At 68.7% G+C, this 16,983-nt stretch carries 15 protein-coding genes; 12 read left to right on the top strand and 3 right to left on the bottom strand.

The features are described 5' to 3' along the window. Positions 1 to 9: 9 nt before the first annotated feature. Positions 10 to 909: a winged helix-turn-helix transcriptional regulator gene (locus TBIF_RS08390; RefSeq protein WP_024794380.1), complete on the bottom strand. Its 900-nt coding sequence runs from the start codon at positions 907 to 909 to the stop codon at positions 10 to 12. 285 nt (positions 910 to 1,194) lie between these two features. On the opposite strand from TBIF_RS08390, the gene TBIF_RS08385 reads away from it, so the two are divergent. From TBIF_RS08385 to TBIF_RS08365, 5 genes are read left to right on the top strand one after another with little or no spacing between them, the layout of a single operon-like run. Then, positions 1,195 to 2,901: a class I adenylate-forming enzyme family protein gene (locus TBIF_RS08385; RefSeq protein WP_024794379.1), complete on the top strand. Its 1,707-nt coding sequence runs from the start codon at positions 1,195 to 1,197 to the stop codon at positions 2,899 to 2,901. Then, positions 2,898 to 4,136 carry an acetyl-CoA acetyltransferase gene (locus TBIF_RS08380; protein ID WP_024794378.1) on the top strand — a complete coding sequence of 413 codons (1,239 nt, stop codon included), beginning with the start codon at positions 2,898 to 2,900 and terminating at the stop codon, positions 4,134 to 4,136. Before TBIF_RS08385 ends, TBIF_RS08380 begins: the two co-directional genes overlap by 4 nt. Then, positions 4,133 to 5,353 carry an acetyl-CoA C-acyltransferase gene (locus tag TBIF_RS08375; RefSeq protein ID WP_024794377.1) on the top strand — a complete coding sequence of 407 codons (1,221 nt, stop codon included), beginning with the start codon at positions 4,133 to 4,135 and terminating at the stop codon, positions 5,351 to 5,353. The genes TBIF_RS08380 and TBIF_RS08375 overlap by 4 nt, the downstream gene beginning before the upstream one ends. Positions 5,354 to 5,360: 7 nt before the next feature. Further along, positions 5,361 to 6,881, top strand: coding sequence for a carotenoid oxygenase family protein (locus tag TBIF_RS08370; RefSeq protein ID WP_024794376.1), 1,521 nt, complete (start codon positions 5,361 to 5,363; stop codon positions 6,879 to 6,881). Further along, positions 6,878 to 7,855, top strand: a complete 978-nt coding sequence (locus TBIF_RS08365; RefSeq protein WP_024794375.1) for an LLM class F420-dependent oxidoreductase — start codon at positions 6,878 to 6,880, stop codon at positions 7,853 to 7,855. Before TBIF_RS08370 ends, TBIF_RS08365 begins: the two co-directional genes overlap by 4 nt. A 111-nt stretch (positions 7,856 to 7,966) precedes the next feature. Here TBIF_RS08365 and TBIF_RS08360 read toward each other — a convergent pair whose 3' ends face one another. Next, on the bottom strand, positions 7,967 to 8,833 hold the full coding sequence (locus TBIF_RS08360; RefSeq protein WP_024794374.1) for an LLM class F420-dependent oxidoreductase: 867 nt from the start codon (positions 8,831 to 8,833) through the stop codon (positions 7,967 to 7,969). Positions 8,834 to 9,054: 221 nt separating this feature from the next. Here TBIF_RS08360 and TBIF_RS08355 point away from each other — a divergent pair, with 221 nt between their 5' ends. The 7 genes from TBIF_RS08355 (at position 9,055) to TBIF_RS08325 (ending at position 16,386) form a co-directional block, all read left to right on the top strand. Beyond that, positions 9,055 to 9,924 carry an IclR family transcriptional regulator gene (locus TBIF_RS08355; RefSeq protein WP_024794373.1) on the top strand — a complete coding sequence of 290 codons (870 nt, stop codon included), beginning with the start codon at positions 9,055 to 9,057 and terminating at the stop codon, positions 9,922 to 9,924. Positions 9,925 to 10,044: 120 nt separating this feature from the next. Beyond that, the gene (locus tag TBIF_RS08350) at positions 10,045 to 10,917 is read left to right on the top strand and encodes an alpha/beta fold hydrolase (RefSeq protein ID WP_024794372.1); all 873 of its coding nucleotides are present in this window, start codon (positions 10,045 to 10,047) and stop codon (positions 10,915 to 10,917) included. Next, positions 10,917 to 12,602, top strand: a complete 1,686-nt coding sequence (locus TBIF_RS08345) for an FAD-binding protein (protein ID WP_024794371.1) — start codon at positions 10,917 to 10,919, stop codon at positions 12,600 to 12,602. Before TBIF_RS08350 ends, TBIF_RS08345 begins: the two co-directional genes overlap by 1 nt. Before the next feature lie 95 nt (positions 12,603 to 12,697). Next, positions 12,698 to 13,876 carry an acyl-CoA dehydrogenase family protein gene (locus TBIF_RS08340; protein WP_024794370.1) on the top strand — a complete coding sequence of 393 codons (1,179 nt, stop codon included), beginning with the start codon at positions 12,698 to 12,700 and terminating at the stop codon, positions 13,874 to 13,876. After that, the gene (locus tag TBIF_RS08335; protein WP_024794369.1) at positions 13,876 to 14,787 is read left to right on the top strand and encodes a VOC family protein; all 912 of its coding nucleotides are present in this window, start codon (positions 13,876 to 13,878) and stop codon (positions 14,785 to 14,787) included. Before TBIF_RS08340 ends, TBIF_RS08335 begins: the two co-directional genes overlap by 1 nt. A gap of 88 nt (positions 14,788 to 14,875) precedes the next feature. Further along, a complete protein-coding gene (locus tag TBIF_RS08330) occupies positions 14,876 to 15,766 on the top strand; it encodes a TIGR03619 family F420-dependent LLM class oxidoreductase (protein ID WP_024794368.1) in 891 nt (296 codons plus the stop codon). Between the two features lie 137 nt (positions 15,767 to 15,903). Continuing rightward, positions 15,904 to 16,386: a MarR family winged helix-turn-helix transcriptional regulator gene (locus TBIF_RS08325; RefSeq protein WP_024794367.1), complete on the top strand. Its 483-nt coding sequence runs from the start codon at positions 15,904 to 15,906 to the stop codon at positions 16,384 to 16,386. Positions 16,387 to 16,484: 98 nt separating this feature from the next. On the opposite strand, the gene TBIF_RS08320 is transcribed toward TBIF_RS08325, so the two are convergent. Next, entirely contained in the window at positions 16,485 to 16,949 is a 465-nt protein-coding gene (locus tag TBIF_RS08320) for a nuclear transport factor 2 family protein (protein ID WP_024794366.1), read from the bottom strand. Positions 16,950 to 16,983 lie beyond the last annotated feature (34 nt).

The following is a 16,983-nucleotide window of genomic DNA, read 5'->3' as shown; positions in this document are numbered from 1 at the left end:
GTCCCAGCCTTAGCGCTCGAACTGGATCTCCCGCCGCGTGAGCTCGACGTTGCAGGCGTTGCAGGTGTATCGCGGCCGCAACTCGGCGCCGCAGGCGCGGTGGATCAGGGATAGGCCGGACTGGCCGTCTAGCGCGAGATGCTCCTGCGACCAGGTGTTCAGGGTGGCGAACACGGGGAAGAAGTCGATCCCCTTCAAGGTGAGTCGGTACTCCTGGCGGCGGGCTCCGTCCGCGACCGGCACCCGGTCCAACATGGCGCCGTCGACGAAACGGGACAGCCGCTGGGTCAATGTGGCGGGCGAGATTGCGCCCAGTTGCTCCTGGAAGTCGGTGAACCGGCGGGTGCCGTTGAGGGCGGCGGCCAGCAGGAAGGTCGACCAGCGATCGGCGAGCACTCCGGTGGAGTTGACGTCCGGCGGTGCGGTGGTCCGGCGCCCGCGACGGTCTGCGACGTCGAGCAGCAGGCGGGCGTCGACCTCTGTGCGCACGTCCCGCGCGGTCAGCCCAATCGCCCCGCACGCTCCGCAGCCGAATATCGGCACGATGGTGTTGTCGCACGGGGAATGGCGCAGACGGGCGCCTAGCTCCTGGTGCGCGCGGGGGGACCAGGAGCGGTCCCAGTTCCACAGCGCCACGTACACGGGCCAGAGGCCCTTACCCGCGGCGGTCAGGCGGTACTCGCTTCGGGGCGGGGCGGTGGAGTATTGGACAGCGACGAGGATCCCGTCGGACACCAGGTGCCCCAGCCTGTGCGCGAGGACTGTGTCAGAGATGTGGAGGCTGTCTCGCAGGTGCTGGAACCGGTGCGCGCCGGCGAACACACCGCGGATGATCTGCAGATTCCAGCGGTCGCCGACGATGAGGAGTGCGTGCCCCAGCGCGGATGAGGTGGGCGTCGGAGTGGGCACAAGCCTCATCCTCTCAAACCACGTCCGCGCGGTGGCGGCGGCACGGTCCTCGGCGCCCCTCGAATCGTAGCCCCCCCGACCTCATATATCCCACTATCCATTATGAAGTTATGTCGTGCGATTGGGATAAATTCCGGATTTCACCATCATGTTGCGTATGTGCAGACGCAGTATGGATAGATCTGAACTCCACCTTAGTTACTTTGCCTATTGCAGTAATAGAAATCAATCGATAGGTTTGCGCTCATGATCCGCAGCATGGAGAGCGCACGGAGGCACACCGAAATGAGATTGCACCCCCAGGACAGGGTCGATGAGTACACAGCCGCTGGCTGGTGGGGCCACGACACCTGGGATGAACTCCTGGACCGGCATGTGGGCGAGCGGCCCGGCGCGCTCGCAGTCGTGGACCCGCTGAACCGCGCAGACCTGACCGACGGTCCTCGGCGGGAGCTGACGTGGGCAGATCTCAACGAGTTCGTGGACCAGCTCGCCGAGGTCCTGCTGGAGCAAGGAGTGGAGCGCGGCGACGTCGTCGGGGTGCAACTGCCGAACTCGGTGGAGCTGACCGCGATGTATCTGGCGATCACGCGGATCGGCGCGGTCATTTCGCCGCTGCCCGTGCAGTACCGGGAGTATGAGCTTGCCCAGTTGGGCGCCCTGGCGAACTTCCGGACGTTTGTCACCTGTGCGCGGATGGCCGGACACCGGCTGGTGGACTCCGCAGCGACGGCGGCGGGGGACCTCCCGTCGCTACGCGGTGTCCTCGCCTTTGGCGATAACCTGCCCGCCGGTGTGGTGGGGCTCGACGCGCGACTGGCAGAGCCATTCGACGGGACTGCGCTGGCGGAGCGCCGGGCTTCCCTGACACCAGATCCGAACGTCGCCCTGACGATCTGCTGGACCTCGGGCACGGAGTCCACGCCCAAGGGGATCCCGCGCGGTGCCAACGAGTGGTATATCTCCGGCATTGGGAGCGTCTCCGGCGCGGCTCTCACAGGGGATGACGTGCTGCTCAACCCGTTCCCGATGGTCAACATGGCGGGGATCGCGGGGATGTTGGTGCCGTGGCTGCTGACCGGCGCGACGCTGGTGCAGCACCACCCGTTCGACGCCGCAACGTTCTTCAAACAGGTTGTCCACCACCAGGTCACGTACACCGTCGCGCCGCCCGCGGTGCTCGTGCGCGCGCTGGCCAGCGACGCGGCCGCGGCGGGCGTGCTCGACAGCCTCCGCGTGATCGGCTCCGGCTCCGCGCCGCTCTCGCACCAGATGATCTCGGAGTATAAGGACCGCTTCGGCATCGACATCATCAACTGCTTCGGCTCCAACGAGGGCACCACGCTGGTCGGCGATCCCGACACGATCCCGGACCCGGTCCTACGTGCGGTGCTGTTCCCTCGTTTCGGCTCTCCCTCGCACACCTGGGACAACGAGGCGTCCCGGGGCATGCGCACCAAGTTGGTGGACCTTGCCACCGAGGAGGAGATCACCGTCGCGGGACACACCGGTGAGCTGCGCCTTGATGGGCCATCCGTGTTCGCGGGCTACCTCGCCGGCACCGCAAGTGGCGACCCGTTCGACAAAGACGGCTACTTCTGCACCGGCGACCTCTTCGAATACATCGAAGCCGAGCCCGGCGACCTGCGTTATCTCCGCTATGTCGATCGCGCGAAAGACCTCATCGTGCGCGGCGGCATGAACATCTCGCCCGCGGAGATCGAGTCCCTGATCCTCGGCTGCCCTGGCGTGCTCGAGGCCGCCGTCATCGGGGTGCCGGACCTGGCGATGGGGGAGCGGGTGTGCGCGGTGGTGGTGCCTTCGGGGGACGCCGAGCCCAGCCTGGTGGACATCGTCGCCCACCTGCGCGGGCAGAAGATCGCCGCGTTCAAGCTGCCGGAATCCGTCTTTGTGGTCTCTGAGTTGCCGCGCAACCCCGTCGGCAAGATCACCAAATCCGACCTGCGGACCCTGACGATGGAGGCCAAATGACAAGCCCCGTCTATGTGCTGGGCGGTATGCAGACCGACTTCGCCCGCAATTGGGCGAAGGACGGGCATGGTCTGTTCGACATGTTGGCTGAGTCCGTCCCCGCCACACTGGCCGACGCGCGGGTCGAGGCGGCCGAGATCGGCGTGATCCACGTCGGCAACCTGGCCGGGGAGCTCTTCGCTGGCCAGGCGCAACTCGGCGGCATGGTTATCGCCGCGGAGCCCGGCCTGGATGGGGTGCCCAGCACCCGACACGAGGCGGCCTGCGCCTCCGGCTCCACCGCCATCCTCGCCGCATGCGCCGACATCGAGTCCGGCCGCTACGACGTGGCCCTGGTCCTGGGCGTCGAGCTGATGCGCAATGTCTCTGCCACAACGGCGGCCGATAACCTCGGCTCCGCGGCCTGGGCGGGCCGGGAGGCCCTCGACGCCACCTTCGCCTGGCCGGCGCTGTTCGCGGAGATCGCGGCGGACTACGGCCAGCGCTACGGCCTCGACCACGCGCACCTCGGTCGGTTCGCGGAGATCGCCTTCGCCAACGGCAAGACAAATCCCCTTGCCCAGACGCGTGATTGGGACTTCCCCGCAGGCTCGTTCGAGGAGGACGACGACGTGAACCCCGCGGTGGAGGGTCTGTTGCGCAAGACCGACTGCGGGCGCATCACCGACGGCGCGGCCGGCGTCGTGCTCGCCAGCGAGCGATTCACGCGGGCGTGGGCCGAGCGCACGGGGACCGAGCTGAGCGCCGAGGCCGTCATCGCGGGCTTCGGACACCGCACTGCCACCCTGCTGTTGGCAGACAAGCTCGCGCAGGGCGACGGCGCGGACTACATGTTCCCGCACCTGGCCGCGGCGGTGCAGGACGCGTACCGCCGCGCCGGGCTGGCCGGTGTCGACGACCTCGACGTTGCGGAGATCCACGACTGCTTCACCATCAACGGCCTCGTCACGCTCGAGCACATGGGCCTGGCAGCGCCGGGTCAGGGCGGACAGGCCGTTATGGACGGGCTGATCGCGCGGGACGGGAAGCTGCCGGTGAACCCCGGCGGCGGGCTGCTGGCCAACGGTCACCCCGTCGGTGCGACGGGCGTGCGAATGGTGCTCGACGCCGCCAAGCAGGTGACCGGCCGGGCCGGGGACCAGCAGATCGACGGCGCCCGCACGGCGCTGACCGTCAACGTCGGCGGCTCGTTCACCACCGCCGTCGCCACCGTCGTCACCAGGGGCGTGAAATGACCGAGGCTTTCGTGCTCGGCTCCCTGCGCACCCCCCGCGGGAAGGCCCATGCCGGCGGCGGGCTGGCCGGAGTCAGCCCGCTGTCCCTGGTGGAGAAGCTGCTCGGCGGGCTTGTTCACCGGCTGGGCCTGGACCCGGAGGCCGTCGACGACGTCGTGCTCGGCAGCGCCACCCAGGTGGGAGCGCAGGGCGGGAACCTCGCTCGCACCGCCGTGCTCACCGCAGGGTGGCCGCAGCGCGTCCCCGGCCAGAGCGTGAACCGTTTCTGCGCCTCCGGGATCGATGCCGTCGCCACGGCATCGGCTCTGGTCAAGTCTGGGCAGGCAGATCTCGTGGTCGCCGGCGGCGTCGACTCCGTCTCCGCGGTCCCGATGTTCGCCGACCAAGGCCCGCTGTGGACGGACCCGGCTGTGGTGGAGGCGATTGGCAGTGTCCACATGGGCATCGCGGCCGACATCGCCGCCACCGAGCTCGGCCTCACCCGCGCCGAGCTCGACGCCTACGGCCTGCGCAGCCAGGCACGGGCGGCCGCGGCGTGGGCGGACGGGTTCTACGATTCGACCGTGCTGCCGGTCCGTGGCCCGGATGGCACGATCGTCCTGGCACATGACGAGCACGTGCGCGCCGTGACTGCCGACCAGATGGCCGCGCTCCCCGCGGCTTTCGCGGAGCTCGGCGCGGGCGGCCAGGACGCGCTTGCGCTGCGCCACCTCCCCGGATTAGCCGAGATCCAGCACCTGCACACCCGTGGCACGTCGCCCTCGCTCGCGGATGGCGCGGGCCTGGTGATCGTCGGCACCGCGGAGGCCGCGGCCCGCGCGGGGCTCACCCCCCTGGCCCGGGTCGTGGGCGCCGCGAGCGCGGGTTCCGACCCGGTCCGGATGCTCGCCGCCGGGCAGATTGCCATCGAGCGCGCGCTCTCCCGCGCCGGGCTCACCCCGGCGGACCTCGACGTGGTCGAGTTCGCGGAGGCGTTCTCCGCCCTCTGTCTGAAGATTCAGCGCGAGTTGGGCTTTGGCGAGGGCCGCTTCAACGTCAACGGCGGCACCATCGCGATGGGCCACGCGTTCGGGGCGACCGGCGCGATCCTCATCGGCCAGGCCGTCGAGCAATTGAACCGCTCTGGCGGGCGCTACGGCGTCGCCGCGGTGAGCGGGGCCGCGGGACTGGGTTCGGCCCTGCTCTTGGAAAACCTCACTGCGACTTCGAAAGGGTAGGGCAACAATGGATATCGAGGTCTTGGGCCGCATGCTGTCCACTCTCCCCGCAGATGACGACCACCCGTACCGCACCGGACCGTGGCGCCCGCAGACCACCGAGTGGGAAGCGACGGACCTGCACGTGGAGGGCGAGATCCCCGCCGACCTGGACGGGGTCTACCTGCGGAACACGGAGAACCCGGTGCACCCGGCGCTCGCTGGCGTCTACCACCCGTTCGACGGTGACGGCATGGTGCACGTCGTCGGATTCCGCGATGGAAAGGCGTTCTACCGCAACCGCTTTGTGCAGACGGACGGGCTCAAGGCGGAGACGACGGCGGGCGGTCCGCTGTGGCCGGGCATCGCCGAGAACCCGAAGGCCTCGCTGCGCCAGGACGGCTGGGGCGCCCGCGGGCTGCTGAAGGACTCGTCCAGCACAGACGTGAGTCTGCACGCGGGCGTCGCGCTGACCAGCTTCTACCAGTGCGGGGACCTGTACCGGCTGAACCCGGTGACCCTCGAGACGCTCGGGAAGTCGACGTGGAACGGCGATTTCCCCTCGGACGTCGGGGTATCCGCGCACCCGAAGGTCGACCACCGCACCGGTGAGATGTTGTTCTTCAACTACGGCAAGGACGCGCCCTACATGCACTACGGGGTGGTAGACGCGCAGGAGCAGTTGGTGCACTACATCGATATCCCGCTTCCCGGCCCGCGACTGCCGCACGACATGGCCTTCACCGAGAACTACGCGATCCTCACGGACTGTCCCCTGTTCTGGATCCCGGAGGCGTTGGAGAAGGGGAAGCACGCGACCCGGTTCTACCCCGACATTCCCACGCGTATCGGCGTCGTGCCCCGCCGCGGCCGCACCGAGGACGTCCGCTGGTTCGAGGCCGATCCCACCTTCGTGCTGCACTGGGTCAATGCCTACGAGGAGGGCGAGGAGATCGTCCTCGACGGCTTCTATGAAGAGCACCCCGAGCCTGCCGACGATGGCGTCGGATCGGCGTACCAGCGGGCCTTCCGGTTTCTGTCCCAGGAGCGCATGGGCACCCGCCTGCACCGCTGGCGGTTGAACCTGAGGACGGGCGAGGTCAAGGAGGGGCACCTCTCGGACCGGGTCACCGAGTTCGGCATGATCAACGCCCACCACGGCGGTGTCAAGCACCGCTACACCTATGCGGCGCAAGCGGTTCCGGACTGGTTCCTGTTCAACGGGCTCGTCAAGCACGACACCCTCACCGGTGATGAGACGGCCTATCAATTCGGCGAGGGCGTGTACGGCAGCGAGACGGCGATGGCCCCGCGGGTCGGCTCCACCAGTGAGGACGACGGCTACCTGATCACGATCACGGTCGACATGAACCGCGACCTCTCCGAGTGCCTGATCTTCGACGCGCAGCGCGTCGAGGACGGCCCCATCACGCGGATCCGGCTGCCCGAGCGGGTCTCCAGCGGCACGCACTCAACCTGGGCTGCCGGCTCGGAGATCCCGGGCTGGGACACCGTCGACCACATGGCGAGCGCGGTCGGGCTCGCATGAGCAACGGATTGGAGGTCTCGCTGGGGCTATGGCAGGACCGGCCGGCCGACGAGGCGCTGGCCACCGCCGCGATCGCCGACGAGCTTGGCTACAAGTCGCTGTGGATTGGCGAGATGGCAACCTATGACGCCTTCGCGCTGGCGATGGAGATCGCGCGCCATACCGTCGACATTCCGCTGACTCTCGGCCCCTTCGCCGTGACGGTCCGCGATCCGGCGATGATCGCGATGGGCGCCGCGTCCGTGGCCGCGTTGACCAGGCGCCGGGTCGACATCGCGCTGGGCACGTCCAGCGCGGTGGTCGTGGAGGAGTGGCATGGACGCTCGCGCGCTCGGTCGGCGCGAGCGCTAGCAGAGTCCGCCGCGGCCCTGCGGCCGCTGCTCAACGGCGAGAAGGTCGAGAGCCCCGGCGAGGTCGTCGGCAGCACCGGATACCGGCTGCGGCTGCCCGCGCCCCGCTCAGGACTGACGATCGCAGCCTTCGGCCCGGCCGCGATCCGGGCCGCGGCCCGCCACGGCGACCGCCTAGTGCTCAACCTGGTGACTGCGGAGACCGCGGGGGAGCTGATCGGGGATCTCGAGCGGGCGGCGGCGGAACTGGGCCGACCACGTCCGCGGGTGGCGCTGTGGGCCACCGCGGCGATCGGTGCCGGGTCGGGCGCGGTGGAGCAGATCCGCCGGGGAGTCCTCGGCTACCTCGCGGCGCCCGGCTACTCGGAGATGTTCGAGCGCGCAGGATTCGGCGACGTCGTGGCGTTCGCCCGCACCCGCCCGCATCCTCGCGAGCTGCTTGCACGGATCCCCACCGAGCTCGTCGAGGCGGTGGGCATCATCGGCCCCGACACGGCCGCGGCGCAGGCGCGCATCGACGCATACCGCACGGCGGGGGTGGACGACATCGTCATCGTCCCGTCGTGCACTGATGCGGACCCGGCTGGTGAGCGCACCCTGCGGATGCTGGCCGCGCTCGGCTGACCCCCGTGCAGCCAGTCGCACCGGGAGAAGCGATCGCTTAGATTGTGGCGCCGACGGACTCGGCGGCAGGGCGCTAAGTGACCTCACAGCGGCGAGGGGAAGGGGCAAGCCCTAGAACTCGACGCCCACCTCGACCGCGATCGCCTTGAGCGCCTCGAGCTGCTCGCAGTAGTGCTCGGCGGAGTCGGCCGCGATCGAGGGCCCGGCGATGGTGGCCCCGGCGGCTTGCAGGCGCTCGAGGGCGCGGCGGGCGGCGTCGGCGTGGCCGATCGGGTCCAGCGAGCGGCCGGGGGAGAGCACGATGTCCAGGCCCTCGGGCACCGGGGTGGCGGCGAGCATCGCGGCGAGCTCCTCGTGGCCGAGGCCGAAGGGCACCCAGCCGTCGCCCAGCTCGATCGCCCGGCGCAGGGAGCGGCGCGTCTTGCCGCCGATCCACAGCGGCACGTGGGCCTGCTGGGCGTGCGGGGAGACGACGAGGCCGTCGAAGGAGTAGTGGCTGCCGGCGTAGCTGGGGACCTCGACGCCGAGGGCGGCGCGCAGGGCTCGCAGCGCGTCGTCGGCGCGCGCGCCCCGGCCCTCGAACTCCGCGCCCAACAGCTCGAACTCCTCGCGCATGGTGCCGACGCCGACGCCGAGCGTGAGGCGGCCGCCGCTAACGACGTCGAGGGTGCCGTAGCGCTTGGCGATCTCGAGGGGGTGGTGGTAGCCGAGCACCAGGACTTGGGTGTTGAGTCGGATCTGGCTGGTGCGCGCGGCCAGGAAGCCCAGCGTGGCGAGGGGATCCCAGTAGGTGCCGCCACGCTCGACGGCGATCTCACGGGGGACCACCACGTGCTCGCTGCAGGTCAGATGGTGATAATCCAGTCGGTCCGCGGCCTCGGCGATGAGGGCGAGCTCGGCGATCCCCGCGTCATGCTCCCAGTCGGAGCGGGTGAGCGGATGCTGCACCACGATGGGGCTTGAGATCCCGATTCGCATATTGCCTCCATCGATTCTGTGAGAGATTACGGGTGTCGCACTACACCAGTCTCAGTCGAAGTTGGGCGGATCCGGCGAATCATTCCGGTCACCGGGAGCGCGGCACCTCGGAGGGCCGGCATGGGGAATCTTGTACCGCCCCCGGCCTCACTGCTACAATTTAGTAATTGATTTCAATTCTGGGTGGCCGTTCGGTGGACCAGGTGAGCAGTGGAGGCGTCATGTCATCGCTTGAGAACACACAGTCCACCATCTCTGCGGCAGTCGCAGATGGGGCGCAGCGTGATCTCCCGCCCTCGATGGTGGAGCGCATGACGTTGATCCTCGACGCGTTCGAGCGTCGTTCCAGCAAGCTCAACCTGGAAGAGGTCGCGAATCGGACGCGGCTGCCCCGTTCCACTGCCCACCGAATCCTCGACCAGCTGGTCAAGCTGGACTGGCTCGACCACGGCGCGCTGGGCTACGGCCTCGGCCGCCGCGCGCTCGGCCTCGGCGGCCAGGGCAATGGCCACAACGAGCTGCGTCAGGTGTCGAACTCCTACCTGCACGAGCTGCACATGCGCACCGGCATGGTGGTGCATTTGTCGGTGCTCGACGGTGTCGACGAGATTTTCCTCGACAAGATCGGCGGCCGGTTCGCGAGCCGCCTCGCCTCCCGCGTGGGCGGCCACTCCGGCGCGTACTGGAACACCGGCGGCCGGGCGATGCTCGCGGGACTTACCCCCGAGACGGTCGATGACCTCGTCACCGACCGTCTGAAGAACCAGCGCAGCAAGAACGGCTGGTCCCTCCCCGAGCTGCACCAGGAGCTCAACCGGATCCGCCAGCGCCACGGCCTCTCCATCGACCGGACCGGGGAGCGCTCCATGGGCTTCACCTCCGCCGCCGCCGCGATCGTCGGGCCGGAAGGCCCCGTCGCCGCCATCTGTCTGTGCCCGGAGTCCAACAGCACCCCGCTGGACCGTGTCGCACCCCTCGTCCTCGGCGCGGCACGCCGCGTTTCCCAGGAGCTGTTCCCGGCCCCCGGCGCCCGCACGGGCGGCTCCGGCGCGCGCACTGCCTCGGGCTTTCGCCGCGACGCCGCAGTCTAGAGTCTGACCCGCCGGAATGTCTCGCTGATCGGGATCGCCGCACGCACGCGCCATCCGCGTCATTAGGTTCACGATGAATAGCAATCCATGTGGTTGTGGGTCGAGAACTGGAGCAGATGAATGGCGCAAGTTAGCTACGAAGACTCCCGCAAGGAGTTGCAGACCGAGCAAGGCGTCCTGGTTTACCACGAGGTCGGCGAGGGCCCGCCCCTGCTCCTGCTGCACGGCTCCGGCCCCGGCGTCACCGGCTGGCGGAACTACCGCGGCGTCGTTGGCGAGTTGAGCGAGCACTTCCGCTGCCTCATCCTGGAGTTCCCGGGCTTCGGCGTCAGCTACGCGGGGGACGGCCACCCGATGATGATGGCTGGCGGCTCGGTCATCGCCTTCCTTGATGGCCTGGGCCTGGACTCCGTTGACATCATCGGCAACTCGATGGGCGGCATCGTCGGCGCCAACATCGCGATCAACGCACCCCAGCGGGTCAACCGCCTCGTCACCATCGGCGGCATGGGCAAGAACATCTTCGGCCACGGCCCCAGCGAGGGCATCAAGCTGCTGATGGACTTCACGGACAACCCGACGCGGGAGGGCCTGGTCCGCTGGCTGAACTCGATGGTCTACGACCCCGCCATCGTCACCGAGGAGCTGCTCGAGGAGCGCTGGGCGCTTGCCACCGAGCCGACCACCCTCGAGATCGCCCGCCGCATGTACAGCAGCCAGGCGATGGCCGCCATGGCCGCCGCGAACCAGGCCGCCGAGACCACGCCCTACTGGGCAAAACTGGGTCGCATCAAGGCGCCCACCCTGCTGACCTGGGGCCGCGACGACCGCGTCAGCCCGGTCGACATGGCGATGCTCCCGATGCGCGATGTCCCCAACGCAGAACTGCACGTGTTCCCCAACTGCGGGCACTGGACGATGATCGAGGCCCGCGAGGCCTGGCTATCCGCTGTGCTCGCCTTCCTCACCCGCGACGATTCGAAGGCCAAGTAATGAATTCCCCCGCAGCACAAGACAACTCCGGAACCCAGCCCGCCTGGGATGCTGAGGTCGACTTCCTGGTGGTCGGCTCCGGCGGTGGCGGCATGACCGCCGCGCTGGCCGCGAATGAGAAGGGCCTGAGCACGCTGGTGCTGGAGAAGGGCAAGACCTTCGGCGGCTCCACCGCGATCTCCGGCGGCGGCATCTGGGTGCCGAACAACCCGACGCTGGCCGCGAAGGGCGTCACGGACTCCCGCGAGTCCGTCCTCGGTTACCTGGACGCGCTGATCGGCGACCGCGTGCCGAAGGACCGTGTCGAGGCGCTGATCGACAACGGCGTGCCGATGATGGAGATGCTCCAGCGTTCTAGCAAGAACGTGCAGTTCTACTACGTCAAGGGCTACTCCGACTACCACCCCGAGCTGCCGGGCGGCCGCGCGGACGGGCGCACCGTCGAGTGCCCGCCGTTCAACACCAAGAAGCTGAAGGAAGACGAGCAGTTCCAGCGTCCCAACAGCATGAAGGGCCCGCTGGGCCTGTGGGTCACCAGCAAGGATTACCACGACCTCGCGATGGTCAAGCGCACCTGGGCCGGCCGTCGCGCCTCCCTGGTCGCCGCCTGGCGCGTCGCGTCGAACACCGTGGTGCGCCGCCACATGGCGACGGGCGGCCGCTCGCTCGTCGCGCGCCTGCGCCTGGCAATGAAGGAGGGCGGCGTTCCGCTGTGGCTGCAGACCTCCATGACCGAGCTGATCGTCGACACCCACGGCCGCGTCATCGGCGCCGTCGCCGAGCGTGAGGGCAAGACGGTCCGGGTCGGCGCGCGCAAGGGCGTGCTGCTGGCGACCGGCGGCTACGACCACAACCTGGAGATGCGCCAGCAGACGCTGCCCGAGGGCGGCCAGCCCGCAATCAGCGCCGGCGCCAGGGAGAACACGGGCGACGGCATCCTCGCCGGCCAGAAGCTCGGCGCCGCAACCGACCTCATGGACGACGCCTGGTGGATGCCGTCCGTCATGCACCCGATGGGCGCGGTCATCCCGCTCGTGTCCGAGCGCTGCATCCCGCCGTCCGTCATCGTCGGCACCGACGGCAAGCGCTTCACCAACGAGTCCTCGCCGTACACGAACTTCGTGCACGACCAGCTCGAGGCCGGCGTGCTCCCCGCGTACTTCGTGATGGACACCAAGGCGCGCTCGCGCTACCCGTTCGCGCAGGTCATGCCGGGCCTGGACTTCCCGGCCGGCTTCTACGACCAGGGCATCGTCACCAAGGCGAACACCATCGCCGAGCTGGCCGAGAAGGTCGGCATCGACGCGGCGCAGTTGGCGTCCACCATCGAGCGCTTCAACGGCTTCGCCCGCACGGGCAAGGACCTCGACTTCGGCCGCGGCGACAGCGCCTACGACCGCTACTACGGCGACCCGACGCTGCAGAACCCCAACATCGACGTCATCGACAAGGGCCCGTTCTACGCGGTCCGCGTCGAGGTCGGCGACCTGGGCACCAAGGGTGGCCTCGTCGTGGACGCGCGCTCGCGGGTGCTCCGTGAGGACGGCTCCGAGATCGCTGGACTGTACGCGACCGGCAACACCTCGTCCTCGGTGATGGGCAACGAGTACGCCGGCGCGGGCGCCACCATCGGACCGTCGATGGTGTTCGGCTATGTCGCGGCGCTGGATGCCGCCAAGTCCTAGCCTGGACGGCAAGCCATCCCCTGGACTAGCGACCAATTCGGATGGTCGTCAACTTTTGCACTAACACACAAACTTCCACAACCAAGCGAGGGAATATGAGCAAGGAACTGGACAGCATCCTGGCCCGCGGCGACGAGATTCGCGCCGACGCCGCCGAGGGCGAGAAGAACATGCAGCTCACCGATCGCGCGGCGGGGATCCTGCGCGACTCGGGGATCATGCGCATGATGCAGCCAGTCAAGTACGGCGGCACGGAGGCGCACCCGCGCGAGTTCGCGGAGGCCGTCATGGGCACCGCCGCGCTCGACGGCGCCACCGGCTGGGTCGGCGGCATCGTCGGCGTGCACCCGTGGGAGCTGGCGATGGCCGACCCGAAGGTGCAGGAAGAGGTCTGGGGCACCGACCCCAACACGTGGATGGCGTCCCCGTACGCGCCCATGGGCATCGCGACCCCCGTCGACGGCGGCTACATCCTCAACGGCCGCTGGTCCTTCTCCTCCGGCACGGACCACTGCACGTGGCTGTTCATCGGCGCCGCGGTGGGCGACAAGGACGGCAAGCGCCTGATGCCGCCGCAGATGATGCACGTGCTGGTCCCGCGCGAGGACTACGAGATCGACCAGGACTCCTGGAACGTCGTCGGCCTGCGCGGCACCGGTTCCAAGGACGTCATCGTTAAGGACGCGTTCATCCCCACGCACCGCACGATGGACGCCGCCAAGATCATGTCCGGCGAGCAGTCCAAGGAGATGGGTCTGGACCAGACCCTCTACAACCTCCCGTACTGGAACGTCTTCCCGCTGGGCATCACCTCGGCCGTGATCGGCATCGCCGAGGGCGCCATGTACTGCCACCTGCAGGACCAGAAGGACCGCGTAGCCGTCACCGGCCAGCCGATCCGCGAGGATCCGTATGTGCTGTACGCCATCAGCGAGGCGGCAGCCGAGATCGCGGCCTCCCGCGCCGCGCTGCTCGAGACCGCGGACCGCTTCTTCGACATCGTCGACGCTGGCAAGGAGGTCTCCTTCGAGGCCCGCGCCCAGGGTCGCCGCACCCAGGTCGCCGCGGCGCACCGCGTCGTCCGCGCGGTCGACCAGATCATGGACCGCTCCGGCGGCCGTGCCCTGCACCTGCACGGGTCGCTGCAGCGTTTCTGGCGCGACGCCCACGCCGGCACCGTGCACGCCGTGCACGTCCCCGGATCGAACTACCACGCCACCGCGCTCATCGAGCTCGGCGGCGACCCCCAGGGCATGATGCGAGGGATGATTTGATGACCGACATCAAGCAGCTCGGCTACCTTCGGGTCCAGTCCACGGACTTGCCCCGCTGGCGTGAGCTGGCCGTGGACGCGCTCGGCTTCGCGGAGGGCTCCGGCCCCAACGAGGACGCGCTCTACCTGCGGATGGACGAGCGGAATGCCCGTCTGATCATCGTGCCCGGCGACTCCGACAAGGCGCAGGCCGTGGGCTGGGAGGTTGCCGACGGCATCGCCCTCGACCGCGTCAAGGCGACCCTCGAGGCCGCCGGCGTCACTGTCGCGGAGCTCTCCGAGGAGGAGGCCACGCAGCGCAGTGCCGAGCGGGTCATCGCGTTCACCGATCCCGGCGGCACCCCCGTCGAGATCTTCTTCGGCCCGATCCTGGACCACAGCAACGTCGTGACCCCGCACGGCAATAAGTTCGTCACCGAGGGTGTCGGCATGGGCCACGTGGTGCTGCCGATCCCGAACTCGGAGGAGACGGTCGAGTTCTACCAGAAGGTGCTCGGCTTCCGCTCGCGCGGCGCGATCCGCCTCGGCGGCAAGTACGCCGTGCCGGCGCGTCGGGTCCGGTTCATGGGTATCAACGCGCGCCACCACAGCCTGGCGATCTGCCCGGCCCCGCCGAATGAGCTCCCCGGCCTGGTGCACCTGATGGTCGAGGTCACCACCCTCGATGCCGTCGGGCAGGCGCTGGACCGCGTGAAGAAGGGCGGACACTCGATCTCATCCACCCTGGGCCGGCACACGAACGACAAGATGGTCTCGTTCTATGTGCGCGCCCCCGGCGGCTGGGACCTCGAGTACGGCTGCGAGGGCGCGCTGGTCGACGACGCGACGTACACCGCCGAGGAGATCACCGCGGACGAGTACTGGGGCCACGACTGGTCTGGTTCCGAGCCGCTGGCCGCCTTCAACATGTAATACCGCAATGTCCCCGATGCCCCGGCGCGCCAGCGTGCCGGGGCATCGTCGTCTAAAAGAATCGTCATCTAACCGAAAGGGCTAACGCATGCAGATCGGCCTCAACATCCTTGGCGCGGAGAAGCTGTACGACGGCAATTTCTCCGCGGTGCTCGACCTTGCCACAAAGGCGGACCGCGCGGGGATCGGGCTGATCAGCACCGGTGACCACCTCGGCTTCTCGAGGCGGGCGCACGAGGGGAGGGTCGCGTTCAACGGCTTCCCGTTCGACCTGGAGTATCCGTGGCTCGAGCCCATGACGATGCTCGGCGCGGTTGCCGCGGTGACCACCCGCGCGCGCCTTGGCATCTCCGTCTTGGTGGCCCCGCTGCGGCCCGCACTGCTGCTGGCCAAGCAGGCCGCGACGCTCGACGTGATCTCCGGCGGGCGCGTTAGCCTGGGCGTGGGCGTCGGCTGGCAAGAGGACGAGTATGCAGCCGCGGGGCAGGAGTTCGAGCGCAGGTTCGGCCGCCTCGAGGAGATGGTCGTCGCCTGCCGGGCACTGTGGTCGCCAGAGCCCGCGACGTTCACCGGCCGGGACTACGCCTTCGAAGACTTCTACAGCCGCCCGCTGCCGGTGCAGGAGCGGCTGCCCGTGATTTTCGGCTTCGCGCCGTCGGCCAGCAATTTCGACCGCCTGGCACGGGTCGGCGACGGCTGGACCGTCAACCCCGCGGACCTGCCGGACTTCCCCGCCGCGGTGGACCGGCTGCGAGCGGCCTTCGAGGCGCATGGCCGCGATCCCGGTTCCCTGGAGGTGCAGGTCTCCCTGGGGATGGCCCGGACGACGGCGGGGGAGCTGGACCTCGAGCGCACCGCGGCGTCGGTGGCCCGGCGGTTCGACGAGGGGGCCACCACCGTAATGCTGCGGCCGACGGCCTACTTGGAGACTGCGGATGGGCTAGACGATCTGCTGGCGTGGATGGGGGCCCTGGTTTGACCGCTCCGGTTTGACCGCTTTGGACAGACTCTAGGCATTCATCTGAAAAAGCCTCCCGGAAGTTATCTCTCGACGTAGCATTGCGTAAATAACTGCAGGTCGATGGGTTTTCCGGGGGTCTTTCATGATAGGAAGTCATGGTGAGTCAGGAGATCGAGGACTGGTCGACAGCACGTTTGCTGGTGACCGCCTCCCGCATGCTCGAGCACACCTGGGAGCTGCTGCTCCGCGAGCACGGCGTCACCCACGCCGGCTACACCATCCTGGAGGAGTGCCTGATCGACGGCGCCCAACCCCAGCGCAAGCTGGCTCGCAGCTGCCGGGTCACTGATCAGACGATCAGCCGCACCATCGAGCGGCTCGAGCGCAAGGATCTGGTCAGTCGCGCGACGGATCCCTCGGACGAGCGGCGGCAGTTGGTCTCGATCACGGAGGCAGGTCGGCAGGTCTACGCGCGGGTGGTCGCGGACGTGCGGGAGTCCGATGCACTGTCGGACGCGGTGGCGGATTCGGCGGAGCTGCGAAAGCTGCTGCTGCGGATGATCGGCAAGTTCGAGAGCGCTGAGCCGGCGGAGCTGTCCAAGGCTAGGGACGTCGCGGCGCACAAGCCCGCCGTCTAACCCCCCCGCGTGCCCGCTTTGCGTCCGGTGTTTGGCCCTGCTCACTTTGCAACGTGCGCACGGTCAAACACGGGACGCAAGGCTAGGGGCGGGTGCCGTTAGTCGCCCAATTCCTTGAGCAGATGGTCCGCGGCCGGCCCGGAGGCAGGCTCGATGTAGCGGCGCGACGCGAACCGCCAGGCCCCGTCCACGCGGTGGAACTCGTCGAAATAGCGGACGAAGAAGATCGGCGTCAGCGTGTTGCCCGGCCCGTATTGCAGCACGGTGACATAGGAGCGGGCCGCCGCAGTCTGCGCGGCCCCGCCATCTTCCGGCTCTGCGACCTCGATAATCAGGTTGCTCGTGAGGTGGCGCGTGTGTGGCGTGCCGTTGTCTGGGTACACGCGCACCCAGTCGACGAAGTTCTGCCGGATCGCCGCGGCCCCGCGCAGGGGCTCCCCACCGGCGTAGAGCACGGCGTCGGAGAACATCTCGCCCAGGGCGTCGAAGTCGGCGCTGTCAACCAACTCCGCGTAGCGGTAGACGAGGTTGGTGATGAGGACGTGGTCGGGCTGAGGCACCATGGAAGGTCCTGTCTGTGGATAGAAGAAAAGTGGC

Origin of the sequence: Tomitella biformata AHU 1821 (genome assembly GCF_000524475.1) — a bacterium.
GTDB lineage: Bacteria > Actinomycetota > Actinomycetes > Mycobacteriales > Mycobacteriaceae > Tomitella > Tomitella biformata.
Note: the sequence above shows the minus strand (reverse complement) of the source record. Positions and strands in the feature narration are given on the sequence as shown.